This is a genomic window from Mesorhizobium sp. M0904, assembly GCF_040319475.1.
In the GTDB taxonomy this organism is placed as follows: domain Bacteria; phylum Pseudomonadota; class Alphaproteobacteria; order Rhizobiales; family Rhizobiaceae; genus Mesorhizobium.
The window spans coordinates 53,674-77,513 of sequence record NZ_JAMYOC010000020.1 but is presented as its reverse complement, the minus strand read 5'-3'; the positions used below and the strand labels follow the sequence as shown (position 1 = coordinate 77,513).

The following is a 23,840-nucleotide window of genomic DNA, read 5'->3' as shown; positions in this document are numbered from 1 at the left end:
TCCTCATAACGCGTCCATCCTGGCCGCGACTTTCGCCACGAACCTCGTCCGACTGCCGTCGGTCGACAGGTTCATCGAGTAATGCGCAAGGTAGGAAACCGACCCGCCGGGCTTGATCGTCGCACGCAGCACCCGATTGACCAGCTTGCGCGGCGGGTCACCCATCAGCATGGCTCGGAACCGGCTGCCGCCATAGGTCGTGACCGCGACCACCTTGCGAATATTGTGCAGTGACGGCTGCACCTTGCCGGCGACCAGCTTGAACGACACGCCGGGCAGGAAGACGCGATCGAAAAAGCCTTTCAGAATGGCCGGATAGCCGAAGTTCCACACCGGAAACGACAGCACCAGCGCCTCGGCCCGCAGCAAGCGCTCGACATAAGGCGACGCCGGATCGCCGTCGCTGCGTTCGTCGTGATAGGACATCCGTTCGGCGCGCGTCAGCCTGGGATCGAAATTCTCGGCATAGAGGTCACAGTCGTCGACCACATGGCCGGCCGCCATCAGGCGCTCGACGATGGTCCGGTGCAGGCCGGCATTGAAGCTGGTCTCCACCGGATGAGCGTAGAGGACGAGGATGTTCAACCCGCGTTCTCCAGCCCCTTGAACAGGAACGACTTGCCCGAGCGATAATCATAGTCCGGGTTTTCCCAGGCGATCATCTTGCCCGGATTGAGCAGCCCTTGCGGGTCGGTTTCGCGCTTGAAGGCGAGCTGCACCTCGTCGGTGCGCTTCATTCCGCCTTCTTCCAGCGTGTAGCGGTGCGGGTTGAATATCCAGCAGCCATTGTCCTCGTGGATGCGGATGATCTCGTCGAGCCGCTCCGCCGTGGTGAAGCGCACCAGCGGCAGCCCTGCGATGCCGATGGCGCCGTCGAAGCGGATGAATTCGAGATGCGCCGGCACCTCGTCGCCGAAGCGATCGACCATCGCCTTGACGTGGCCGAGGTGGTCTGGCGACGGGTAGCGGGTCTGCAGGTAGGTGATCGTCGGATCGACCCGGATGGCACGCAGTGTCGTGTGGTTCCAGGTCAGCTCATAAGCTGGCGGCAACCCCTTGAGATCGGCCTCCTTATCGGTGCGGAAGACGATCTCGCCCTTGCTGCGCGCCGTGAAGGCGAGGAAGGCATCCATCGCATGCGGTGCGATCATCAGGACGACGATGCTTTGGCCGCGCCGGAAAAACCGCTGGTGGCGCTTGAAATAATCGTAGGGGATCGGTGCTGCGATCGGCGTGATCAGTTTCGCCAATATACCGTCCTGGATGGCGAGGTCGTTGCCGAAGCCGGCCGCATCCATGAAATCGTCGAAGCCGACGATGACGTCGATCCAGTCATAGCTAGCGGTCAGCGGCATCTCGACTTCGGTGATGATGCCGTTGGTGCCGTAGGCATGCATCACCTTCAGCACGTCCTCGCCGGTGAGCTCCATGACACGCGGCTCAGCCTCCATCGTCACGGTCCTCAGCCGGATGACATTGCCGAGATCGCGCAGTCCGCCCCAGCGGATCGAGCCGATACCGCCGGAGCCGCCGGCGACGAAGCCGCCGATCGATGCCGTGTTGTAGGTCGACGGCGACATGCGGAGCTCCTGGCCGGAATGCGCCCGGGTCGCTCTGTCGATGTCGGCGAGCACGGCGCCGGGGCCGGTGACGACACGGCCGGGGGCGATCGTCTTGACCGCGTTCAGCTCGGCGAGATTGAGCACGACGCCGCCGGACAAGGGCATCGCTTGGCCGTAGTTCCCGGTACCGCTGCCGCGCGGCGTCACCGGCACGCCATGCCGGTGACAGGCGGCGAGAATGCGGACGACCTCGTCTTCGGTTTTCGGCGTCACGATCAGGTCGCCGGTGACGTGATCGAGCTGCTGCTTCAGCACCGGGCTGTACCAGTAGAAGTCGCGGCTCTTCTGCTGGACGATCGCCGGATGGTCGTCGATCTTCAAACCGTGCAGGTCGCGCTTGAGCGCCGCAATATCCATCATTCCACCATCAGATCATCGAGTTCGGCATAATCGGGCAACTGGCGCTCGATCGCCAGGCCGTCGCGTACAACGATGCGATCCGATTCGGGCCGTGACAGCAATTCCGTCCAGCTCCGCCCCTTGAAGACGACGAAATCGGCCGGCGCTCCGGCGGCAAGCGTGCCGAAACCGTCGAGCCGCATCACCTTGGCCGGCGTCGAAGTCACCGCTTGCGGCCAGTCGGCGACGGGATGGTCGAGATGCAGGATGCGCGTCGCCATCCGGTAAACCTCAAGCATGTCGAGATCGCCATAGGCGTAGAACGGGTCGCGCGTATTGTCGGAGGCGACGGCCACGGCAATGCCGCGCGCCTTCATCTCGTGCAGCAACGTCACCCCGCGCCAGCGCGGCGTGGTGTTGTCGCCGCGCCGGTCCTGCAGATAGAGATTGCACATCGGCAGCGACACCACCGCCAGGCCGGCCTTGGCGACCTTGTCTAGCGTGTCGAGCACGTCGAGATCGGGCTGGCGCGCCAGCGAGCAGCAATGGCCGACCAGGATGTTCCCCTCGAAACCGTTCCAAAGGGCGGCTTCGGCGATTTTCTTCAACGAGATCGCCGCGATATCGTCGGTCTCGTCGGCATGGAAATCGAGGTCGAGGCCGTGCTTGATCGCCTGCGCAAATACCTGGTCGAGCAGTTCTTCGAGATCCGGCACCATATAGGTGACGACGCCGAGCACGCCGTTGGCCGCAGCCACACGCTTGGCCAGCCTCTCGAACCATTTCCTGTCGCGCACGCCCTCGATGCCGAGCAGGCAGGCCGCCTGCAGCTCGATGCGGCCGCGCCATTTATCCCGCATCGTCTCGAACACCGGCCAGGAGATCTCTTCTTGCGGCGCAACGCTGTCGAGATGCGTGCGCAGCGCCCTGGTGCCATGCGCATAGGCCGAGCGCAGCGAAAAATCCATGCGGCGGGCAACGTCGTCGGCGCTCCAGCGCGCCGCCCGGTCGGCGCCCGTTGCGTTCAGCGCACCCATGAAGGTGCCGTCCGGGTTGGGCTTTCGAGGCCAGATATGGCCCTTGTCGATATGGGTGTGGCAGTCGACGAAGCAGGGCAAGACGATCCGGCCGCCTAGGTCGATGGCGCCTGCCGGTGCATTGGATCGCTGATGTGCTGCAATGCCGGAGATTTTTCCGTTGGCGACGGCGATATCCGTAAGCGCAAAGCCGTCGGCATCGAATGCTGCGGCCAGTCTTGGCGTCAGCGACTGATGAACACGAACGTTTGCAAGATGATAAGGACCAGAAGCTGGTATCAAGGCCCACCCCCCTCTGTCCTGCCGGACATCTCCCCCTCAAGGGGAGAGATGGGCAGCTTCAACCGAGGCGCTTCCTTTGCCGCGTCCGAGATTAGCGAAAACAAAACATGCAGCCGATCTCCCCCCTTGAGGGGGAGATGTCCGGCAGGACAGAGGGGGGTGCCTTCCTCCAACATTTCTACCGCTCCTGCCTCAGCGCGCTCTCGTGCCAGCGCCGCAAAATGAGATGCGATACCAGCGACAGAACCAGGAAGATCAGGATGCCGGTGAGCGAGATCAGGATCAGCGCGGCGAACAGCCTTGGCGCGTTGAGCCGGTAGCCGGCCTCGATGATCCGCGAGGCGAGGCCGGACGACTGGCCGGTGGCGCCGGCGACGAACTCGGCCACCACCGCGCCGATCAGCGACAGCCCGCCGGCGATCTTCAGCCCACCGAGGAAATAAGGCATCGCCGCCGGCAGCCGCAGGTAGCGCAATTGCTGCCAACGGGTCGCACCGTTGAGCTTGAACATGTCGCGCAGATTGCGGTCGACCGAATTGAGGCCGAGCGTGGTGTTGGAAAGGATTGGGAAGAAGGCGACGATCCAGGCGCAAAGCAAAAGCTTTGTCGTCTGGTTGTCGACATAGATGTTGATCAGCGGAAAGATCGCGACGATCGGCGTCACCTGCAGCACGATGGCGAACGGAAAGAACGACATCTCCACCCATTTCGACTGAGCGAACAGCACCGCCAGCCCGACGCCGCCGATGACGGCGAGAAGCAGGCTCAAGAAGGTGATCCTGAGTGTCACCAGCAGCGAGGAGAACAGCAGCCCGGCATCGTCATGCAACGTCTGCAGCACCACGCCGGGACGCGGCAGGATGTATTTCGGGATGTCGTTCCAGACGCAGACACGGTCCCACAGCCAGATCGCCAAGATCATGATGGCCAGCGGCAGCAGCCATCTGCCGATGCGCTCGAAGCGCTCCTGGCGGACGCGGCGCGCCTCCTCCGGGTCGAGCGCCAGGACTGGTTCTTCAATGGCCGTCATGATGCGGTCCGGCAGTTGAGTTGATGGCGCCGATCAGCACGTCGGATGCCTGGCGGCAGAGCGCGGCATAGTCGGGCGAGGTGCGAAACGCCTCGTCGCGCGGATAGGGCGCGTCGACGGCAAGCTCGGCGAACACTCGGCCCGGCCGCGCCGCCATGACGACGACACGGTTGGAGAGGAAAACGCTTTCGAAGACGCTGTGGGTGACGAAAACGACGGTGAAACGCTCATCCTGCCATAGCTCCAGAAGGTCATTGTTGAGCTTGAAGCGGGTGATCTCGTCGAGTGCCGCGAACGGCTCGTCCATCAACAGAATCCGCGGCTTGGTCACCATGGCGCGGGCGATCGAGACGCGCATCTTCATGCCGCCCGACAGTTCGCGCGGCACCGCCTTCTCGAAGCCGGTCAGGTGAACCCGCGCCAGCATCTCCATCACCGTCGGTGCCGCCTTGGCCCGCGACACGCCCTTCAGCCGCAGCGGCAGCCAGACATTGTCGAAGACGTCGGCCCAGGGCAGCAGCGTCGGCTCCTGGAAGACGAAGCCGATATTCGAGCGGTCGCCGATATTCGAACGATCGCGGGCGCCGCTGCCGCGCCAGTCGAGCAGGCCCGAGGTCGGCGTCGACAGGCCGGCAATCAGCCGCAGCGCCGTCGATTTGCCGCAGCCGGACGGCCCGAGCAGGCTGAGGAAATCGCCTTCCCGGATCGTCAGCTCGACATTGCTGAGCGCGGTGACGCCGTTGGAAAAAACCTTGCCGACGCCACGCAGGGCCAACAGCGTCGGCCCCGGTACACTTCCTGGCTGTTGCGCCACCTTCTCCAGCTTCACGGTCTACTTCTTCAGGTCGAGCCCGACGCTCTTGTTGACGAAGGAAAGCGTGTAGGCCTTCTTGATGTCGATGCCCGCCGGCGCGACCTTGGCCTTGACCATCTTGTCGTAAAAACTCTGGATGCGCGCGTCGGTCATGGCGCCGATGCCGAGCTTTTCGCTGTCGCCGGAATCGACCACGCCGAACTTCTTCAACTGCTCGATCGAGAAGGCGATCTGCTCATCCGTCATGTCCGGATTTTCCTTCTTGATCATTTCGTTGGCGGCCTTGTTGTCGCCGTAGAGATAATTGTACCAGCCCTTGGCCGAACCATCGACGAAGCACTGGACCACCTCGGGCCGCTTGTCGATCGTCTCCTGCATGGTCTCGACCGTCGTTGCATATGTGTCCCAGCCATAGTCGGCCAGCAGGAACTGGTTCGGCGTGAAACCGCCCTGCTTCTGAACGGCGAATGGCTCCGAGGTGACGTAACCCTGCTGGATCGACTTCTTGTTGGCGATGAACGGCGCAGGGTTGAAGGTGTATGGCACGCGCTTGGCGGCATCGAAGCCGAGGTCGGTGACCATCCACTGGAAGAAGGTCTGCGCACCTTCGTCGCCGAGGATGTACTGGTCGGCGTTCTTCAGGTCTTCCCATTTGTCCAGCCCCTGGCCGGGATGGGACATGATGACCTGCGGGTCCTTCTGGAAGTCGGCGGCGACGACGCGCATCGGTATGCCTTGCTGCACGGCATCGAAGGCCGACAGCAAATTGCCGCCCATGTAGAAATCGATCTTGCCGGCCAGCAGCAGCGGCCGGCCGCTGACCTGTGGGCCGCCCTGCATGATCGTCACGTCGATGCCGCAGGCCGCATAGGTGCCATCCGCCACCGCCTGGTAGTAACCGCCATGCTCCGGCTCGGCCAACCAATTGGTGCCGAAGGTGACTTTTTCGTTCGCTGCCGCAGCAAGCGTGCCTGCGCCAAGCAGCACGATCGCGCCGGCCGAAATCTTCAGTTTTCCGTACATCCACACCACCCTTTGTTCGCTCCGGCGCGTTACGCGGCGGGCTCGACACCATTGTTTCAAGAAGCAAGACACATGCCACCGGCGCGTTGCGCCGGGACCGCCCGCTTGTGCAATGCCCGCCTGTGCGATGGCGGCGCGAAGGCCGGACGGGTCATGCTATACGAAAGGCATCGTGCCTATTTTTTGATCGCCTGTCCACAATCGCCCTCGTGACATGCACCGCCATCTTGATGCCCGCATCGATCCCGCATTAGAGCGACGTGCGTCCACTTGGACGCACAAAGTACGCTCTAAAACTTCGTATCCTGTCGCATCGTGCTTTCCGAAAATCGATCTCGATTTTCGGGCCGATGCGATAGGCTGCCGTGAACGGAGATTGCCATGTTCAAATTTCTCACGCCGAAGTCGATCAAGCCGCCCTTCGCCCGCTACAGCCACGGCGTCGAGCTGCCGCCCGGCAAGCGGCTGGTGCTGTGTTCGGGCCAGGTTGCGATCACCGCGGACGACCAGATCCCGGAAGACGCCGGCGCACAGGCCGAGCTCTGTTTCCAGAACATATCGGCGATTCTCGGCGAGGCCGGGCTCAGCCTGTCCGACATCGTCCGCATAAACGCCTACGTCACCGACCGCGCCTTCCTGCGCCCCTATATGGAGGTTCGCGACCGGCTGTTCGCCAGCCCTGCGCCGGCCTCGACGCTGATGATCGTTTCAGGTTTTGCCCGGCCGGAATTCAAGGTCGAGATCGAGGTCATCGCGGCGGGTTGAGCAGCGCTGGCCAGCGGCTGGAATCGACAGGCCGATGATCTCAAGTTACACGACAAAGGTTGGCGCTGCCCCTCATCCGCCTGCCGGCAGCTTCTCCCCGTGTAGTGACGGGGACAAGGCTAGCCGGAACGCTGGCGATCCCCCTCTCCCCGTCCTTCACGGGGAGAGGTAAGGGTGAGGGGCAGCGCAAACGCCCATTCAGTCTCTTCGAGGTTCAAAATGGCCGGAACAAGAAAGCGTGTATGGTGGGGTGACTACCGGACCACCGAATACGCGACCATCGATCCTGAGGCGACCATTGCCGTTCTGCCGCTGGCAGCGATCGAGCAGCACGGGCCACATCTGCCGGTTTCGACCGACACCTCGATCATGAACGGTATGCTGGAAACGGTGATCGCCCGCCTGCCCGGCGATCTCGACATCCGCATCCTGCCGGTGCAGGCGGTAGGCAAGTCGAACGAGCACCTGCATGCGCCCGGCACCATCACCCTGCCGGCGACGACCCTGGTCGAGGCATGGACCGAGCTCGGCCTGTCGGTCGCGCGCGCCGGCGTCCGAAAACTGATTGTCGTCAACTCGCATGGCGGCAATGAAGAGATCATGGGCATCGTCACCCGCGAATTGCGCGTGCGGGCAAAGATGCTGGCGGTAAAGACCAGCTGGCAGCGCTTTGGCCGGCCGGCCGGTATGTACACCGATCTCGAAGACCGCCACGGCATTCATGGCGGCGACGTCGAGACCTCGCTGATGCTGCATTTCCGGTCCGACCTCGTCGATATGGCCAAGGCCGACAATTTCGTGTCCAAGGTTGCCCGCGCCGAAAAGGAATTTTCGCTGCTGCGCCACACCGGAACGCACGCCTTCGCCTGGATCGCCAGCGATCTCAACCCGAATGGCGTGGTCGGCGACGCCAGCATTGCCACCGCCGAAAAAGGCCGGCTCACCGCCGAGCATCAGGCCGACGGCTTCCTCGGCTTGGTGAGGGACATGCGGAAGGCCAAGCTGGCGGATTGGCTGGCGTAGGTGTTTGATCCCACCAACTCAGGCCTCGCTCACGAGGGGCGATTCCATTCGCGCGCGAGGATCCTCACTTCCCCTCTTGAAGCGGCGACACCGTGTAGATTTCGTCCAGTATCTTCACCATCAAGGTGTTGGCGGTCGCCTGGCCGTCGAGCGCGAGAGTCAGGTTGGTCCATATGACCAGGGTGACGTCATTGGCCGAATCGTAGCCCATGAAGGACTGGTAACCGGGCATCTCGCCTTCGTGATAGAAGATTTCGTTAGGCCCGAAGGTCAGCGTTAGGATGCCATAGCCGTATTTTTGCATGGCGGGTTCGCCCGGCTCCGGCGCCACAGGGCTTGCAAGCCACTGCCGCTGGAAGTCGGCATTGAAGAGCTTGCCCCCGACCAGCGCGCGCATCCAGGTCGCGAGGTCATCGGCGGTGGAGATGACTCCGCCAGCCGCAAAGTAGGCGGACGGGTTCTGCCATGTGTCGTCGTTGGGCTTGAGCGTTCCGGCCCTGGCCGCAGCCTGGAGGTCGTCCGGATAGGGCGCATCAGCCAGGGCGTACGAAGTACTGCCGTAGAGGTAACCGTTTGAGTATGGCTCGGGGATGGCGTTCGACGTGCTCGGCGGCAACGCCGTGTTCTTCATGCCGAGCGGCCCAAAAAGGCGGTCCCGGAAGATGGTCGAGAGCGGCTTGCCGTCGATCTTCTCGGCAACAAGGCCGAGCAGGTAGTAGTTGGTGTTGTTGTACTCGAATTCGGCACCCGGCGCGAAGTCCGGCGGCCGTTTGAACGCCATGCCGAGGACTTCATCAGCGGTCCATACCCTGTAAGGATACTTGTCCAGGCTTTCGGCAAGTTCCGGCGCATTTGTGAAGTTAGGGAGGCCACTCCGCATTGTTATGAGCTGCCGAATGGTTATCTCGTCGCCGTTGGGAACGCGCTGGACGTATTTTGAGATCAGATCGGCAAAGCTCAGTTTCCCTTCCTGCACCAGTTGCACGATAACAGCGGCGGTCATCGTCTTGGGGTTCGAGGCCGCACGGAAGTGGGTATCGGCGCGCGGCGGGTTCGTGGCACCCAGTTCAGTCGTACCGTAGCCGAAGACGAGGTTGCCCCGCGGAGTCTTGAGCAAAACCATAGCACCGGGCAGCATAAGTTCCTTGGCCAAACCCTCGACAGTGGCTTGAAGCGCTGCCAGGTCGATCGACTTGAGAGCCGGCATGGAGGCGGCCACGGCGCTGCCTGTCGTGCAGACCACGCCAACAACGATGGCCAAAATTCTCCCGATCATCATTCGCCCCTTGGCCGTGTCCTAGAACTCCTGCGCACTTTCCCTGGAACTTGTTTTAAGGTTCAGATTTTCAATTCGAACGGTGTGCCTTCGAAAGCATCCGCGCCGCGCCCGATCGCCTGGATCGCTTCGATCATCCGGCCCCTGCGATCGAGCAGCGTGTCGGCGATCGCGATCAGCCGCGGATTGGGTGTCGCCGTCGGCGACAGCCTGCGCAGAGTCTCGGCCAACTCGGCCTCGTCGCGCTTCGGCGCCAGCGCTGCCGCGATGATATAGGCCGAGGCGGTCGAGCGGCTGATGCCGGCATAGCAATGCACCACCAGCGGCCGCGAGCGGTCCCATTGGCGGGCGAAATCGAGCAGGGTCACAACGTGCTCCTCGCCCGGCATGGTCATGCCCTCCTGCGCCACCGCAATGTCGTGCATGACCAGATGCAGATGGTTTTCCCTGGTGATCGAGGCCGGTCGCACCACCTCCGTTCCGGCGGCGAGCAGCGAAAGCAGCCGCCCGGCGCCGGTCTTCGTTACCGTTTCCTCGACTTTGGACAGCGAGCAGACATGAATCATTGGGTCGTTTCTCCCTTGGCATCATCGTCGCGCCGCGAGGCCCAGCCGGCAAGCGCCGATTCGAGCCGCCGCCATTCTTCGTCGGCTCCCGGCAGGCCGGCGCGCAGCACATCCGGCCGGCCGGCGAAATGCCGAAGCAGGATGCCGCGCTGGCCAAGCGCCGAAAACAGGCCGGCAGCGTTCGCCAGCCTGAGATAGCGGAACAGCGTGGTGCCACCGGCGACAGGCACGCCGAAGCGGCCGAACAGCGTGTCGAGCCGTGCGGCGTCCTCGGCCAGACGGTGCCGCATCCCGGCCTGCCAGCCGGTGTCGGCAAGCGCCCTTGTGCCATATTCGAGCGCCGGCCCGGCAACCGCCCATGGCCCGAATTGCGCCTCCAGCCGCTCGACCATCAGCGCGTCGGCCAATGCAAACCCAAGCCGCAGGCCGGCCAGGCCGAAGAACTTGCCGAACGAGCGCAGCACGACGATGCCGCCCTGGTCGACGTCGCCGGCCAGGCTCTCGCTGCGCGGGCCGACATCCATGAAGGCCTCGTCGACGACCAGCAGCCCGCCTCTGGCGCGTAATGTCCCGGCAAGTCGAAGCAATCTTTCGCGCTCGACGACGCGCCCGTCCGGGTTGTTTGGATTGACGACGATCGCAAGGTTGGCCGCAGCCAGGGCTTCGAAATCATCGACTTCAGCCGCCGCGTGGCCGGCGATCGCTGCTGCCCGCCGATGCTCGGCATAAGTCGGCCCGAGCACCAGCGCCTTGCCCGGGCTGACCAGCGAAGCGACGCGCGGCAACAGGATCTGCGTGCCGGGCGCCGCCGCGACGTTCGCCGCCGACGGCGCGCCATAGGCGCTTGCCGCGAGTTCAGCCAAGTCGCGGCTGCGCGCCGGTTCCGGCAATCGCGACAGGGCGGTGGCGGGCAAATCGAAAAGCGGGTAGGAGTGCGGATTGATCCCGGTCGAGAGGTCGACGAAAGGCAGCGGCGCGTGAGGGAAAAGCGCCCTCGCCCGGCCAAGGCTTCCGCCGTGGTCCACTGCCGCCGTCACCCCATCAAGAGACTTCATGTCGATCCTGATCACTTTCCTGTCGCTGGCCATCGAACTTGTACTCGGCTACCCGGCCCGGCTCTTCGATGCCATTGGCCATCCCGTCACCTGGTTCGGCAGGCTGATATCCTTTCTCGACCGCAGGCTCAACCGCGCCACTGATTCCGACGCCGACCGTCGCCGCTGGGGCGTAGTCGCGCTGCTGGTGATCGTGCTGGTGCCGGCCGCCCTCGCCTTCTGGATCGAAGCCATGCTTTGGACCATTCCCCTCGGCTTGTTGATCACCGCAATCCTGGCGACGTCGCTGCTGTCGCAGAAGAGCCTGGCCGAGCATGTCGAAGCGGTGGCCGACGCACTCGACAGCGGCGGACTGGACATGGGCCGCATTGCCGTCTCCAGGATCGTCGGCCGCGATCCGGAAAAGCTCGACAGGGCCGCTGTCTGCCGCGCAGCGATCGAAAGTCTTGCCGAGAATTTCTCCGACGGCGTCGTCGCGCCGGCCTTCTGGATCGGTATTGGCGGGCTCGCCGGCGGCGTCGCCTACAAGGCCGCAAACACCGCCGATTCGATGATCGGCCACCGCACGCCGCGCCACGAAGCCTTCGGCTGGGCGGCTGCGCGCTTCGACGACTGGATCAACCTGCCGGCGTCGCGGCTGACGGCGCTGCTGATCGTGCTTGCGGCTTTCCTGGTAAAGGGCGCCGACGCCAAAGCCGCCTGGCACGCCGTGCGGCGCGATGCGAAAAAGCACCGCTCGCCCAATGCCGGCTGGCCGGAAGCAGCGATGGCCGGCGCGCTCGGCCTGGCGCTCGCCGGTCCCCGTTCCTATGACGGCGTGATGGTCGAAGACGCGTTGATGGGCGAAGGCGGCCGCCGCGACGATGTCGAGAGCACCGACATCCGACGGGCGCTGAAACTCTACCGGGTCGCCGACTTGCTGCTGATTGCGCTGTTCGGGGTGGTCGCAGTGGTTGTTATCTTGGCGTGACCTGCGCTCGAGATCGACGGAAACAAAAAACCCGCCAAGCGGCGGGTCGTTGGAGCCAATTAGGACCATAGCGAAATTAATAGCATAGCTGCCGGCACAAAGCAAGAACAAAATAGGGCAACGCCTCAAATAATCGGTTCAGGTCGGCGTTGCCCTCAGCCTTACCTCCCCGTGAAAAGACAGGGAGAGGGAGATCGCCAGCGTTGCGGCTAGCTCCTTCTCCCCGTCCTTCACGGGGAGAAGTCGCCGGCAGGCGATGAGGGGCAGCGCTGACCTCGACAAACCAGCAACCCCCTCAGAACTCGATCCCCTGCTGCGCCTTCACACCGGCGGAGAAGTGGTGCTTGGTCACGCCCATCTCGGTGACCAGATCGGCCGCCTCGACCAATACCGGTTTGGCGTTGCGGCCGGTGACGACGACATGCAGGCCTTCGCGACGCGCCTTCAGCGCCGCGACCACCTTTTCGAGATCGAGGTAGTCGTAGCGCAGCGCGATGTTCAGCTCGTCGAGCACCACGAGGCTGATCGACGGCTCGGCCATCAGCTCCAGCGCTTTCGCCCAGGCAGCCTCGGCCGCCGCGATGTCGCGCTTCAGGTCCTGTGTCTCCCAGGTAAAGCCCTCGCCCATGGCGTGCCAGACGACGCGATCGCCAAAACTAGCAAACGCGTCCTTCTCGCCGGTGTGCCACTTGCCCTTGATGAACTGGACGACGCCGACGCGCTTGCCGTAGCCGAGCATCCTGAGCGCCAGCCCAAAGGCGGCCGTGGTCTTGCCCTTGCCCGGTCCGGTGTTGACGATCAGCAGCCCCTTCTCGACCGTCTTGGCCGCGACCTCGGCGTCCTGCACCGCCTTGCGCTTGGCCATCTTGGCGCGGTGGCGTTCCTCGTCCTTGGGATCGATAGTATCAGCCATGTCATTTCACCTTGAGCGGCAGCCCCGCCACCATCAAAAGCACGGTGCCGGCAACAGCCGCGACGTCCTGGTTCAGCCGGCCGGCGGCGTCGCGAAACCGTCTTGCCAGCGCATTGTCCGGCACGATGCCCTGGCCGACCTCGTTGGACACCACGAACCACGGCCCACGCGGCCGCGACAGTACATCGGCCAGCCTCCGGCATTCGGCCTCGACATCATGGTCGGCCAGCATATGGTTGGTCAGCCACAGCGTCAGGCAGTCGATCAGCACCGGCTGGCCGTCAGGCAGCGCTCCGATCGCGTCGGCAAGGTCGAGCGGCGCATCGATGGTCGTCCAGCCGGCGCCGCGGCGCGAGCGGTGCAGCGCGATGCGCTGGCGCATCTCGTCGTCATAGGCTTGCGCCGTGGCGATATAGCTCCAAGGCGGCGGGCCGACCGTCACCAGGCTCTCGGCATGCGCGCTCGTGGCCGACCCCCCACCGCCGATGACCAGGGTCAGTGCCCCGGCAGCGCGGTCAGGCAAAGCTGTCGCGCAGGCTGGTCGCCGTGCCCGTGAAGCGTCCGCGCACCACGGCGACGACCGCGCCGAGCACCAGCCAGAACACCAGATTGGTCAGCGTCACCGCCACCACGAACTGGTGGTGCAGGCCTTCCGGGATCGCCGTCTCGAAGCTATCGGGCTGCGGCGCGCCGACAATATGCGGCGCCACGATCAACGCTACGGCAAGGATCGCCAGCGGCAACGATCTGCGGAAGGCGATAAGGCCGAGCCCGGCGGCGGTCGCCACCACTGTTGCCCACCACCAGATCTGGCGTTGGACAAGGTCGGCCGCCGGCATCGCCGGCAGTTCCGGCGGCAGGCCGAGGCCCGGCGCCAGCGTGAACACGGCAAAGCCGGCAAGCCCCCAGAACAGGCCCTGGCGCCAGTTGCCGATGCCGCCGGCGAATTCCGAAACCGCGACCAGGACCAGCGCAAAGCCGATGCCGGTGACGATATTGGCAACGACGCTGAAGCCGAAGCGCTCGAAACCGTCGGCCGGCGCCCAGCCTTCGTCTTCCGCCGGAGCCATTGCTTCAGCCGGTGCCGGCGCGGCGCTGCTCATAGCCGTCGTGCCCGCGGCGTTTTCGGCCGGTGCCGCAGGTGCCGCGGCATGGTCATGGCCGCCGCCGGCCTGTTCGTAGACTTCCGCCTTTAGGATGAGCGGCACCGTGGCATAGGCTTGCATGCAGGCGAGAGCGACGCCGGCCACAAGCCCTGCGATCGCCGCGATGAACACGACGTTGCGAAACAGTGTCATGATGTCAGCCCCTTGTCAGTGGCAGGGAAAGCCCATCGAATGGCGATAGTCGTGCGCGGCATTGTGGACCGCATCGATATGCGAGAAGCCGACAAAGCCCATGACGAAAATGCCGAGGAATGCAGCAAGCGCCAGCTGCAGGAGACGCGACTGCGAGGAGGCGGAAGCGCCGAGCGAAACGGAAGCGGTATTCATGTCTTGTCCTTTCGCCCTCCACCCGAGGGCATAGAAGTCAGTTTCCTGTCGCCGGCAGGTCTCCTGGCTCGCGGATCAGCGCCCTTCCCCACCTTCCCGAAGGCGAACCTTCAGTGGCATATGGAGAGGACTACCGCACACAGTTGCGGGGGCAGCCACGGCATTGGGCAAACAATTTCGCCCGCACCGCATTCCCTCTTGGTTCCAAACGGAACCGACGACATCAGCGACTATAGGCAGAATCGCCGCGCCCGGCAAACCAAATTCCGCCGGATCGTGTGGCGAATGCGCCGCCTCGCCAAACCGGAGAACTGGCGCCGCAGACGTCGCGATCTGCGCGGTCAAACAGAACGGCCTGCGTTCGATGCGGCACTGCACCGCTTCCACAATTGGGTGTTCGAGCGCCATGCGGCGCTCGAACATCAAAGCGATTTGGGCAGATAGCGCCAGGTGACGAAGCCGCAGATCGCCGCCAGCAGGCCGAGTGTCGCGAAAACCGCGCCCAGGCCGAAGAACGCCAGCACCACGGAATAGACCAGCGGCGGCGTCAGCTCGGAAAAGTCGAGATAGGTGCGGTAGACCGCCGCCATCTGTGCCCGCTCATACGAGCGCACCGAGCGCATGAAGGCGGTCGAGCCCAGCGCATCGAGCGCGATGGTGAAGAAGGCACCGCAAAGCAGCAAGGCGCCGGTGATGAGCGGTGCGGCCTCGCCGACGGCGCCGGCCGCCAGCAGCGTTGCCGACATCGCGAAATAGGCGAACGTCATGGTGCGCCGGCCGCCGAAACGCTTTCCTGCCCTGCCCCAGAAGATGGCCATGAACAAAAGCGCATTGCCGGCCGAAACCAAGAGGCCGCCGGCGAGCTTGCCCTCGCCGGTGATCACCATGAACAGCGGCCCATAGACGAAGAACGTCGTCCAGAAGCAGGAGCGGCCGAAAGCGATCAGCCAGGCCAGCCTCAGCCTTGGCTGCGCGACGAAGCGGCCGATATTGGCCAGCGGATTGACCGGCCGCGTCTTGCCGGGGCGGATCGACGGGTTATCGCCAAGCCGGTAAGTCCAGAACAGCGCCAGTAAAGCCATGGCGAAGACGGCCACCGCGCCATGCGCGGCATAGATGCCGAAACGCGTGTAGAGGTAAATTCCGAGGGTCGGCCCGGTGGTCCAGGCAAGCATCGACCACGCCATGCGCAGCGACTCGGCCTGCATGAAATCGGTCTTGCGGATATGGTCCATGATGTAAAGGTTGAGCGTGATCGCCAGCGCGCCGGCGCCGACGATGCGGCAGAGCATGCCGACCACCTGGCCAGCCAGCGTATGGGTGACGAAGAACAGCGAGCCGGCGGCCAGCAGGCAGGCGCCGGCGGTATAGACCCAGCGCCGGGCAAAGCGGGCGATCAGCATCGGCATGAACAGCGTCGCCGACAGGCCGAGCATCGCCACGATCGTGTAGAGGATCGAAACAATCTGCTCGTTGTGCAGTATCTCATAGGCCTGGATCGGGATGACGCTGGACACGGTGGCGCGCGCGAAGGATTCGACCGCATAGAGCGAGGCGAAGGTGCGGGCATCCGCCGGCCGCAAGGCCGCAAGCCAGATCGGATGGCGCACATGGGTAGCCATTGTGTTCCCCGAAGCCGAATCGCCCGAAGCAGGGTTGGAGCACAAATCTGCCGCGGCGATTCCTGGCCGCGTAACAGGAAACCGACGCCTTCACGGCAAAAAGCGAAGCCGGCCAAAGGCTTTCCGGCTCTGGCCTAAAGCAGCCCTGATGCCGCCGTCACCAACGCAAAGCAAGGCCCTGCTTCTTTTGACGGTGGCAACCGTGATAGTCGTCTTGCCGGGGCTGAACCAAGACAGCGAGACCAATGAGCATCGACACGCCGAGCGCAGCCGTTCAGGATCAACCGAAGTCGAAGCGCATCGCCGCTATCGACATTGCACGCGGCATCGCATTGCTTGCCATGGCGAGCTATCATTTCACCTGGGACCTCGAATTCTTCGGCTACACCGATCCCGGCCTCACCGCCTTCGGCTGGTGGAAAATCTACGCGCGCTGCATCGCCTCGAGCTTCCTGTTCCTGGTCGGCATCAGCCTCTATCTCGCCCATGGCAAAAAAATCCGCTGGACCGGCTTCTGGAAGCGCTTCGCCATGGTTGCCGGGGCAGCGCTCGCAATATCGCTGGTCACCCGCATCGCCACGCCCGACGGCTTCATCTTCTTCGGCATATTGCACGAGATCGCGCTCGCCAGCTTGCTCGGCCTGGCGTTCCTGCGGCTGCCGGCGCTGCTGACGCTTGCCGTGGCGGCCCTCGTTATCGCCGCGCCTTTCTACTTGCGATCCGAGCTTTTCGATCATCCGGCTTTGTGGTGGGTCGGCCTGTCGGCGACCAACCCGCGCTCCAATGACTACGTTCCGCTGCTGCCCTGGTTCGGCGCCGTACTTGCCGGCATCGCGGTTACCAAGCTCGCCGCCACCTCCGGCGCACTGACGCGGCTGTCGGCCTTGGCGCCCGGCCGCTGGGCAAACCCGCTGGTCTTCATCGGCCGGCACAGCCTTGCCTTCTATTTGATCCATCAGCCTGTGCTGATCGGCTCGGTCTGGCTGTTTTCGCAATTCATGCCGGCGCCGGCCGAAACCAGGGAGGTGAGTTTTCTGAAATCCTGCCAGATATCCTGCGAGCAGGCACGCGACACCGAGTTCTGCTCCAGCTATTGTGCCTGCATGCTGGACACTCTCCAGGGCGAAGCCTCGCTTGACCGGCTCTACAGCAACGACCAGTCCCTGGAGTGGAAGGCGCATATTGGCGAGCTCGCCGGCACCTGCACCGCCCAAGCCGAGGCGGCGGAACTGGGAACGCGCTAATCGAGGGAGGACAATAATGAGCGACAGTCACCCGAAACCCGTGCAGCAAAATCCTGGGCAGCCGAAGCTGGGGCACATCCCATGGCCGCCGCTGATCTATATCGCCGCCATCATCGTCAGCGTCGCGCTAGGGCTGTTCTATCCGCTGCCGTGGATCGGCGATCTTCTCGGCGACATCCTGTTCGCCGCCGGCCTTGTGGGGTTGGTGGCGGTTGCCGCGCTCTGGTTCACGGCAATTCGCACCATGATCCGCGCCAAGACGACGCTCAACCCGAACGGCGTGCCTGACCATCTGGTGACCACCGGACCCTTCGCCGTCAGCCGCAACCCGATCTACCTCGCCAACACATTGCTGCTGGTCAGCCTCGCCTTTGTCACGGGGATCGCCTGGTTCCTGCCGCTGGCGGTCATCGCGGCGTTCTTGACGCAGAAGCTGACGATCGAGAGCGAGGAGAAGGTGCTGACCGCCAAATTCGGCAAAAAGTACCGGGACTACGCCAAAAGGGTGCGGCGCTGGATTTGAGCCGAGGCTGACACCGCGCCTATGTGGTGACGCCGAGTTCCACCAGCCGCTCGACGCAGGATTCCTCGGCTTGGTCGAGTTCGGCCAGGGTCTCTTCGAGGTCGCGGCGTTTCTGGCGCAAATGCTCACGCTTTTCCTCGATTCGCTTGATCATCAATTTGAGTTGGCCGACCTCGCCGGGCGGCTCCCTGTACATCTGGATGATTTCGCGGATCTCGTTGATCGAGAAGCCGAGCCTTTTTCCCCGCATGATCTGGCGGATCAGATGCCGGTCCGATGGCCGGAACAGCCGGGTGCGGCCGCGCCTTACCGGCTGCACCAGCCCTTCATCCTCGTAGAAGCGCAACGTCCGCGTCGACACGTCGAATTCCCGGGTCAGTTCCGTGATCGAATAATATTCCCGCATCGTCACTCCAATGCCCCGACCACGCCGCGAGTTCCAACTGGCCGGCGCCGCCGGCGCTCAGGCGCGTACCAGAATCGGCGGACAAGGCGCTTTCCAAAGCCTCGCACGGCATTTACGTAAAAGTCAATTGAGGTGCCGTTCAGCGCACGCCGAACCACCATGTGGCGAGCCCGAGAAAGGCAAAGAAACCGACGACATCGGTGACCGTGGTGACGAAAACCGCCGAAGCCACAGCCGGATCGATCTTGAAGCGGTCGAGCAGCAGCGGGATAAGGATGCCCGCCAGAGCCGCCACGAACATGTTGATGATCATCGCCGCCGCAATGATGCCGCCGAGATTGCGATCGTGGAACCAGGCAGCAGCCACCAGGCCGATCAGGATGGCGAAAATGATGCCGTTGATGAAGCCCACCCCGATCTCGCGGCGGATGATGCGGCCGGCATTGTAGATGTCGAGGTCCCTGGTCGCCAGCGCCCGCACCGTGACGGTCATGGTCTGCGAGCCGGCATTGCCGCCCATGCCGGCGACGATCGGCATCAGCACCGCCAGCGCCACGATATGCTCGATGGTGCGGTCGAACAGGCCGATCACCGAAGCCGCCAGGAAAGCCGTCAAAAGATTGACCAGCAGCCAGGGCACGCGCGAGCGCGAGGTCGAAAAGATGCTGTCCGAGAGTTCTTCGTCGCCGACGCCGCCCATGCGCAGCAGATCTTCCTCGGCCTCCTGCTGGATGACGTCGACGACGTCGTCGATGGTCAGCACGCCGACCAGCCGCTCGTTCTCGTCGACGACGGCGGCGGACAGAAGATCGTATTGTTCGAATTCGCGCGCCGCCTCCTCCTGGTCCATGGTGGCCGGGATGGCATGCCTGGTCTCATGCATGACCTCTTCGACCTTGACCGAGCGCTTGGTGCGCAGGATCTGGTCGAGGTCGATGGCGCCGAGCAGCTTGAAGCTCGGATCGATGACGAAGATCTGGCTAAAGCGGTCGGGAAGGTTGTTGTCCTCGCGCATGTAGTCGATGGTCTGGCCGATCGTCCAGAAGGGCGGCACCGCGACGAACTCCGTCTGCATGCGGCGGCCGGCGGTCTCTTCGGGATAATCGAGCGAGCGCCGCAGCCTGATTCGCTCGGTGAACGGCAGCTGCGACAGGATCTCGTCCTGGTCCTCCTGGTCGAGGTCTTCGAGAATGTAGACGGCATCGTCGGAATCGAGATCCTGCACCGCCTGGGCAATCTGCGCATTGGGCAGACTGTCGACGATGTCGCGGCGGATCGCCTCGTCAACCTCGGTCAGCGCGGAAAAATCGAAATCCTTGCCCAGCAATTCGACCAGCGCGCGGCGCTGTTCGGGGTGCAGCGCCTCGAGCAGGTGGCCGAGTTCCGACTGGTGCAGATCGTCGACTTCACGCTTCAGCGTCAGCGTATCGCGATCGGCGATCGCGGCCCCGATCTGGGCGAGGAACGACGACAGGATGACGCCGTCCTCGTCATAGATGTCGGCGCGGCGCTCCTCGGCGGCCCTGGTGCCGGTCATCTGTTCGTCCTGGCCTTCCACCAGCGCCTCCCGCCATCGGATTTCCGGATAAGGTGCCTGTCAGGTCTAACGCATGACCCTGACAATCGGAATCGATTTTGCGAAAGGACCATGCGCAACGGCAAATTGCTACAGCGCCGTTCGCGCGTCCAAACGACGCAACGCATACCGGATGGTAGGAGGAGAGGACGTTCTCCAAACCTGCGGCGCTGCAAAACCTTCGCGGCGCCAGGTAAAGGGCAGCGTATCTCCCCGCCGGGTCAATCAGATGGGGAGATCGACACTGATTCAAACGGCGAGGCCGACAGTGCGAGGGCCTCGCTGGTATTGGACTGGAAGGCTTCCCGATCAGGCGGCGTGGCGCTTGGCCTCGGCCGCATAGCGGTCCAGGAGACCGCTCCAGCCACCCTCGGATTCGAAGGCCTCGCGCATCGCCTCTGCGGTTTCGCCCATGTTCTCCAGAAGCCTGTGCTCGAGTTCCACACGCGTCGCGTTCTCGCCGAGCGCGACAAAGCGGATCTCGACTTCGGTCAGCAGTGCCGGATCGTAGCGCCAGCCGGCTCCAATGCGCCAGGCGAGCGTCAGCCTTGACGGCGGATCCCAGGCGAGAACCTCGCCCCAATCGCATTGTGACCCATCCTCGCCAATCTCGTACCAGCGACCGCCGGCTTTCGGTTCGATCACCGCGGTCGTCAGGGCGGATTTGCCGATCGAGTGCGAAGCCGGCCACCAGCGCCCGAATCCTGTGGTGAACACATCGAATGCCTTGTCGAGCGGCACCTCCACGGTCACCGACTTCCTGACCGGCGCGGGCTTGATCATGGTCGTCATTTCCTCTTCTCCTTGCTGTTGTCGACTTCCCGTTTGAAGGCGTCGAGCGCATCGCCCCACATGCGGTCGAGCCAGGCGCGCATCTCGCCAAGTCCATGCGGGTCGAGATGATAGATGTTGCTGGCACCTCTCGGCTCTGCGCGGACCAGCCGGGCTTCCTTCAAAACCTTGAGGTGCTGCGATACCGCCGGCTGCGAGACCGGAAGCACTCGCGTCAGATCGATGACCGAGCGTGGCCGATCGGCGATGAGCTCGAACACCTTGCGGCGCGTCGGATCGGCCAAGGCCATCATGCCTGCATAATCATAAACCATGATTTATGATAAGCTAAAACTTATGATACGTCAACGGGAGGCGGCAGGCTCGTTAAGCACCGGCCAGCCAGTTCGATTTCCAGCCCCCGGGGCAATCCCTTCACGCAGGGGCTTGGACAGCAAATGCGGATGCAAGATTACAGGGAAACAATCCGTCGCATGCGAGCCGGCGGCAAATGTCGACCACCGGGGAAAAGTAAACCTGGCGGCAAGGTTTTTACCTTATCGGTATATGTGTCTCTCCAGCGAAACGTTAAGAACGGGTAAATTGGTTTGGCCCTAACCACGGAAGCCTCTCGCTACAGGCCCTCCGCCATATGGCAATTGCGCCTCTCATTGTTCATGGCGACGTATGTTTTAGGCGCATCCGCACTATACCCAGAAGTATTCTATACGTCTGCCTTAATCTATTCTCACAAATTTCTTGTTGGGATCCCGGTGTTGTTTATCGGTGGCGTCTGCTGTGCCGCGCTAATCCATGGCCGGCGGCAACCGGTTCGCTACGCACTGGATTTGGCTCAAGGGCGCTGGCGTGGTTGTCTGCTGGTGCTGCTGTTCTTCTTTGCCAGCTTGACCGCGTTCTCTACCTATAAGATCGCCATCCCGTCCGTCGTCCCATACTATGCCGACAACTGGTTGGCCGACGCTGATGAATGGCTGCACGGGATACCGCCATGGGAGATCGTCCATAAGCTCGACAGCAACAATTGGTCGTCCGTCGTCTTCAACAGCTATGAAGTCATTTGGTTTTACCAGTGGTTCGGCACCATCCTTTTCGTGTCGCTCTGGTCGGACGAGATTGCCCGCATCCGCTATCTCTGCGCAGCAGCGCTGACGTTGTCCGTCCTCGGAACGCTCTTGGCCCTGGCGCTGGCATCGGTCGGACCGGTTTACTACCACCACTTTGTCGGCGTGGATCGCTTCCACGGATTGAATGCGGCCCTGGACAGGCTGGACCATAGTTACATGGTGCGGGACCCCGCGGCATATCTCCTGATGGCTTACCAGAGCGGCCGGCCAAGTCTTGGCGGCGGCATCTCGGCCATGCCAAGCATGCATGTCGCCTTTGCCGTATTGAACGCCTATTTGCTGTCATCGATCAATCGCTGGCTTGGCGTTCTGGGTTGGACCTTTGCAGCTCTGATCCTGTACGGATCGGTTTTCACTGGCTGGCACTATGCCGTGGACGGCTACGCATCGATCGTTGTTGTATCGGTGATCTGGTGGGCGACCGGACGCCTGGTGCGCGAATAGTTATGCGCGCTTGTCGATAGATGGCCATGCCCGCCGATGGCCACTTCGCATAAGCCAAACTCGCGACCGCAATCAGGCACAAAGCACGTGCCCCCCACAAGGACGCTCCCCGCCATGCGAGAATTCAACGAGAAGATTCCGCTTTCGAATTTAATGGTGCGCTCGAGATGCAGCGCCGCAACGCCTGCCGCGTTGATTTTAAAGCATTTCTCTACGATTCCGCGGCGATTTGTATTGAGGGCGGTTCGGCAGCGGCAGAGCATGTAGTTCCAGCCAGCCACTGTCGGCGGGCAATTGGCCGCCCTGGCAGCGCATCCTCCTCCTGACGAACACCTAGTGCGGTCAACCCTTAGGCGCCGCGCCGCGCCGCTCGAGCGCGGTTTTGCGAATGATTTCTGCGATCTCTGGGCTGCTGCTGCACAGCATCTGGAAATCCGCCGAGTGTAGCGACAGGAGTGAGACCACCGTTGTGGCGCTGACGGTCGCCGAGCGCGGTTCGCCGGTGATCAGCGCCATCTCGCCGAAGAAGGCACCAGGGCCCAGCTCCACCGGGTTCGGCGTCGCGACGCTGACGCGCCCCTCCACGACGAAGAACATCTGATCACCGGTCTCGCCCTTGCGGCAGATCACAGCGCCTGCCGGCACGATGCGAGGTCGTAATGCGCGCACGATCTCGACTAGTGTGGCCGGGCCGAGCTTCTGAAACAACGGCACGGCGGCGACCAATTGCCAATTGCGGACGAAATCCTCGCGACGGACTTCTTGATAAAAGCCGGTGGCAAGAATGCCAGCCCAGAGCGCGAAGATGCCGATGCCACTCATCATGACCGCCCCGGCAAGGACGCGGCCGGCGAAGCTTTCCGGAATAGCGTCGCCATAGCCGGTGGTGGACAGCGTGACCACCGCCCACCACATTGCCTGGGGGATGCTGCCGAACTTTTGCGGTTGGACGTCGCGCTCGATCACATAGGCTGCGAGCGCAACACCGAACAGAACGATGCCGAAGACCGTGGCGACGCCGATCAGGTTGCGCGCTTCGTTGGTCAGGATTCTGCCCAGCAGCGGGAAGAAAGTTGAATCGCGCAGCGGTTTCAGCAGCCAGACAGCGCAGTAGAGGCTCCGGTCGGGCGTGCCGACGAGCAGAAATGCGGCGAGTGGAACCAAAACCGCGAGCACATCAATGGCGATTGCCGGCGTCCTGTCCCGAACGTCTCCCGCCCGGCGCCTGAGCAGTTTCTCGGCCAATTCCAGGAGATAGATGCCCCAAATGACCGCGAGCACGGCAGCCAAAGCCAGTCTGCTTCGCCCGGACATGTCCGGTGTCGTGAGCGCAGCCACCGCCACAAGCCCAGTCGCAGCCAGCACCGCGTTGAGCGGCGCGCAAATTCTTAAGGACGGCAGTACAGACATTCTATGCCCACGAGCGAATGCTATCCTCCAGAATAGGATGCCTTCAAGGCAAGCGCAAAGGTGCTTGCTTCGCTGCGATGCCCATCACCAACCGTGAACTCAGATGTCCGGGAAAGTGAACAGACGGCATAGAACGCGAATTAACAAATTACGGTGACAGTGCACTTTTTGCCGTATTTGCACGGCTGTGCGACAAGCCTGAAAAATCGCAATAACTTCCACAGCCAAAAGACTGATTGGTGCGGTCGAGAAGACTCGAACTTCCACGGGTTGCCCCACAGCGACCTCAACGCTGCGCGTCTACCAATTCCGCCACGACCGCACGTGGTAGGAGCCGGAACCAACCGGCCCGCGGCGTGTAGCAAATCGTTTCCGGTGAAACAAGTAGCGCGGCCAGCAATAATCGGCCGGACATCGGCATAACTCTTCAAGGGCCGAACGCGCCGGAACTGGACGTTTGTACCGATTGCCGCCATATGAGTGGCGAGACG

25 protein-coding genes, 1 tRNA gene and 1 riboswitch are annotated in these 23,840 nt (G+C 63.1%); of the genes, 6 read left to right on the top strand and 20 right to left on the bottom strand.

Going from position 1 to position 23,840, the window contains the following annotated elements:
• Nucleotides 1-3: 3 nt before the first annotated feature.
• From NKH80_RS21210 to NKH80_RS21185, 6 genes are all read right to left on the bottom strand, one after another.
• Entirely contained in the window at nt 4-585 is a 582-nt protein-coding gene (locus NKH80_RS21210; protein WP_352993278.1) for an NAD(P)H-dependent oxidoreductase, read from the bottom strand.
• Nucleotides 582-1,982 carry an FAD-binding oxidoreductase gene (locus NKH80_RS21205; RefSeq protein WP_502900980.1) on the bottom strand — a complete coding sequence of 467 codons (1,401 nt, stop codon included), beginning with the start codon at nt 1,980-1,982 and terminating at the stop codon, nt 582-584. The genes NKH80_RS21210 and NKH80_RS21205 overlap by 4 nt, the downstream gene beginning before the upstream one ends.
• On the bottom strand, nt 1,979-3,280 hold the full coding sequence (locus NKH80_RS21200) for a cytosine deaminase (protein WP_352993276.1): 1,302 nt from the start codon (nt 3,278-3,280) through the stop codon (nt 1,979-1,981). Before NKH80_RS21200 ends, NKH80_RS21205 begins: the two co-directional genes overlap by 4 nt.
• 178 nt (nt 3,281-3,458) lie before the next feature.
• Nucleotides 3,459-4,310, bottom strand: coding sequence for an ABC transporter permease (locus NKH80_RS21195; RefSeq protein WP_254818144.1), 852 nt, complete (start codon nt 4,308-4,310; stop codon nt 3,459-3,461).
• Entirely contained in the window at nt 4,297-5,139 is an 843-nt protein-coding gene (locus NKH80_RS21190; RefSeq protein WP_352646963.1) for an ABC transporter ATP-binding protein, read from the bottom strand. Before NKH80_RS21190 ends, NKH80_RS21195 begins: the two co-directional genes overlap by 14 nt.
• A gap of 3 nt (nt 5,140-5,142) precedes the next feature.
• Complete coding sequence (locus tag NKH80_RS21185) at nt 5,143-6,147, bottom strand: ABC transporter substrate-binding protein (RefSeq protein WP_352805214.1); 1,005 nt, start codon at nt 6,145-6,147, stop codon at nt 5,143-5,145.
• A 381-nt stretch (nt 6,148-6,528) separates the two neighbouring features.
• Here NKH80_RS21185 and NKH80_RS21180 point away from each other — a divergent pair, with 381 nt between their 5' ends.
• Both NKH80_RS21180 and NKH80_RS21175 read left to right on the top strand, forming a co-directional pair.
• Nucleotides 6,529-6,912, top strand: coding sequence for a RidA family protein (locus tag NKH80_RS21180; protein ID WP_352688143.1), 384 nt, complete (start codon nt 6,529-6,531; stop codon nt 6,910-6,912).
• 219 nt (nt 6,913-7,131) lie between these two features.
• Nucleotides 7,132-7,935 (top strand): creatininase family protein, encoded by an 804-nt coding sequence (locus NKH80_RS21175; RefSeq protein ID WP_352993274.1) that lies wholly within the window; start codon nt 7,132-7,134, stop codon nt 7,933-7,935.
• A gap of 64 nt (nt 7,936-7,999) precedes the next feature.
• Here the strand turns inward: NKH80_RS21175 and NKH80_RS21170 are convergent, their stop codons facing one another.
• The 3 genes from NKH80_RS21170 to cobD all read right to left on the bottom strand — a co-directional run bounded on the left by NKH80_RS21170 (nt 8,000) and on the right by cobD (nt 10,832).
• Nucleotides 8,000-9,196 (bottom strand): serine hydrolase domain-containing protein, encoded by a 1,197-nt coding sequence (locus NKH80_RS21170; protein WP_352993272.1) that lies wholly within the window; start codon nt 9,194-9,196, stop codon nt 8,000-8,002.
• Nucleotides 9,197-9,273: 77 nt separating this feature from the next.
• A complete protein-coding gene (locus tag NKH80_RS21165) occupies nt 9,274-9,777 on the bottom strand; it encodes a tyrosine phosphatase family protein (RefSeq protein WP_352646973.1) in 504 nt (167 codons plus the stop codon).
• A complete protein-coding gene (gene cobD / locus NKH80_RS21160) occupies nt 9,774-10,832 on the bottom strand; it encodes a threonine-phosphate decarboxylase CobD (protein ID WP_352993270.1) in 1,059 nt (352 codons plus the stop codon). The genes NKH80_RS21165 and cobD overlap by 4 nt, the downstream gene beginning before the upstream one ends.
• Between cobD and cbiB the strand changes: the two genes are divergently transcribed.
• Entirely contained in the window at nt 10,831-11,802 is a 972-nt protein-coding gene (gene cbiB / locus NKH80_RS21155; RefSeq protein ID WP_352993269.1) for an adenosylcobinamide-phosphate synthase CbiB, read from the top strand. The two genes, cobD and cbiB, sit on opposite strands and share 2 nt — an antisense overlap.
• Before the next feature lie 295 nt (nt 11,803-12,097).
• Here cbiB and cobO read toward each other — a convergent pair whose 3' ends face one another.
• From cobO to NKH80_RS21130, 5 genes are all read right to left on the bottom strand, one after another.
• The gene (gene cobO / locus NKH80_RS21150; protein WP_352815825.1) at nt 12,098-12,715 is read right to left on the bottom strand and encodes a cob(I)yrinic acid a,c-diamide adenosyltransferase; all 618 of its coding nucleotides are present in this window, start codon (nt 12,713-12,715) and stop codon (nt 12,098-12,100) included.
• A gap of 1 nt (nt 12,716) precedes the next feature.
• Nucleotides 12,717-13,238, bottom strand: a complete 522-nt coding sequence (cobU, locus tag NKH80_RS21145) for a bifunctional adenosylcobinamide kinase/adenosylcobinamide-phosphate guanylyltransferase (protein WP_352993268.1) — start codon at nt 13,236-13,238, stop codon at nt 12,717-12,719.
• On the bottom strand, nt 13,231-14,013 hold the full coding sequence (locus NKH80_RS21140) for a CbtA family protein (protein ID WP_352993267.1): 783 nt from the start codon (nt 14,011-14,013) through the stop codon (nt 13,231-13,233). The genes cobU and NKH80_RS21140 overlap by 8 nt, the downstream gene beginning before the upstream one ends.
• Nucleotides 14,014-14,028: 15 nt before the next feature.
• A complete protein-coding gene (locus NKH80_RS21135) occupies nt 14,029-14,208 on the bottom strand; it encodes a CbtB domain-containing protein (protein ID WP_352505715.1) in 180 nt (59 codons plus the stop codon).
• A gap of 36 nt (nt 14,209-14,244) precedes the next feature.
• A riboswitch (cobalamin riboswitch) is annotated at nt 14,245-14,442 on the bottom strand.
• Nucleotides 14,443-14,630: 188 nt separating this feature from the next.
• The gene (locus NKH80_RS21130) at nt 14,631-15,830 is read right to left on the bottom strand and encodes an MFS transporter (RefSeq protein WP_352505714.1); all 1,200 of its coding nucleotides are present in this window, start codon (nt 15,828-15,830) and stop codon (nt 14,631-14,633) included.
• A gap of 245 nt (nt 15,831-16,075) precedes the next feature.
• On the opposite strand from NKH80_RS21130, the gene NKH80_RS21125 reads away from it, so the two are divergent.
• Together NKH80_RS21125 and NKH80_RS21120 are read left to right on the top strand one after the other, a co-directional pair.
• Complete coding sequence (locus tag NKH80_RS21125) at nt 16,076-17,074, top strand: heparan-alpha-glucosaminide N-acetyltransferase (RefSeq protein ID WP_352505713.1); 999 nt, start codon at nt 16,076-16,078, stop codon at nt 17,072-17,074.
• 16 nt (nt 17,075-17,090) lie between these two features.
• A complete protein-coding gene (locus NKH80_RS21120; RefSeq protein WP_352454650.1) occupies nt 17,091-17,597 on the top strand; it encodes a methyltransferase family protein in 507 nt (168 codons plus the stop codon).
• 19 nt (nt 17,598-17,616) lie between these two features.
• On the opposite strand, the gene NKH80_RS21115 is transcribed toward NKH80_RS21120, so the two are convergent.
• From NKH80_RS21115 to NKH80_RS21100, 4 genes are all read right to left on the bottom strand, one after another.
• Nucleotides 17,617-18,003 carry a MerR family transcriptional regulator gene (locus tag NKH80_RS21115; protein WP_254818129.1) on the bottom strand — a complete coding sequence of 129 codons (387 nt, stop codon included), beginning with the start codon at nt 18,001-18,003 and terminating at the stop codon, nt 17,617-17,619.
• A 139-nt stretch (nt 18,004-18,142) separates the two neighbouring features.
• Nucleotides 18,143-19,540, bottom strand: coding sequence for a magnesium transporter (mgtE, locus tag NKH80_RS21110; RefSeq protein ID WP_352993337.1), 1,398 nt, complete (start codon nt 19,538-19,540; stop codon nt 18,143-18,145).
• Nucleotides 19,541-19,888: 348 nt separating this feature from the next.
• Nucleotides 19,889-20,371 (bottom strand): SRPBCC family protein, encoded by a 483-nt coding sequence (locus tag NKH80_RS21105; RefSeq protein WP_254818127.1) that lies wholly within the window; start codon nt 20,369-20,371, stop codon nt 19,889-19,891.
• Entirely contained in the window at nt 20,368-20,685 is a 318-nt protein-coding gene (locus tag NKH80_RS21100) for an ArsR/SmtB family transcription factor (protein ID WP_352993266.1), read from the bottom strand. The genes NKH80_RS21105 and NKH80_RS21100 overlap by 4 nt, the downstream gene beginning before the upstream one ends.
• A 438-nt stretch (nt 20,686-21,123) precedes the next feature.
• Between NKH80_RS21100 and NKH80_RS21095 the strand changes: the two genes are divergently transcribed.
• Entirely contained in the window at nt 21,124-21,939 is an 816-nt protein-coding gene (locus NKH80_RS21095; RefSeq protein ID WP_352993265.1) for a phosphatase PAP2 family protein, read from the top strand.
• Nucleotides 21,940-22,281: 342 nt separating this feature from the next.
• Here the strand turns inward: NKH80_RS21095 and NKH80_RS21090 are convergent, their stop codons facing one another.
• On the bottom strand, nt 22,282-23,349 hold the full coding sequence (locus NKH80_RS21090) for a cyclic nucleotide-gated potassium channel (protein WP_352993264.1): 1,068 nt from the start codon (nt 23,347-23,349) through the stop codon (nt 22,282-22,284).
• Nucleotides 23,350-23,586: 237 nt separating this feature from the next.
• Nucleotides 23,587-23,671: transfer RNA gene (locus NKH80_RS21085), tRNA-Leu, on the bottom strand.
• Nucleotides 23,672-23,840 lie beyond the last annotated feature (169 nt).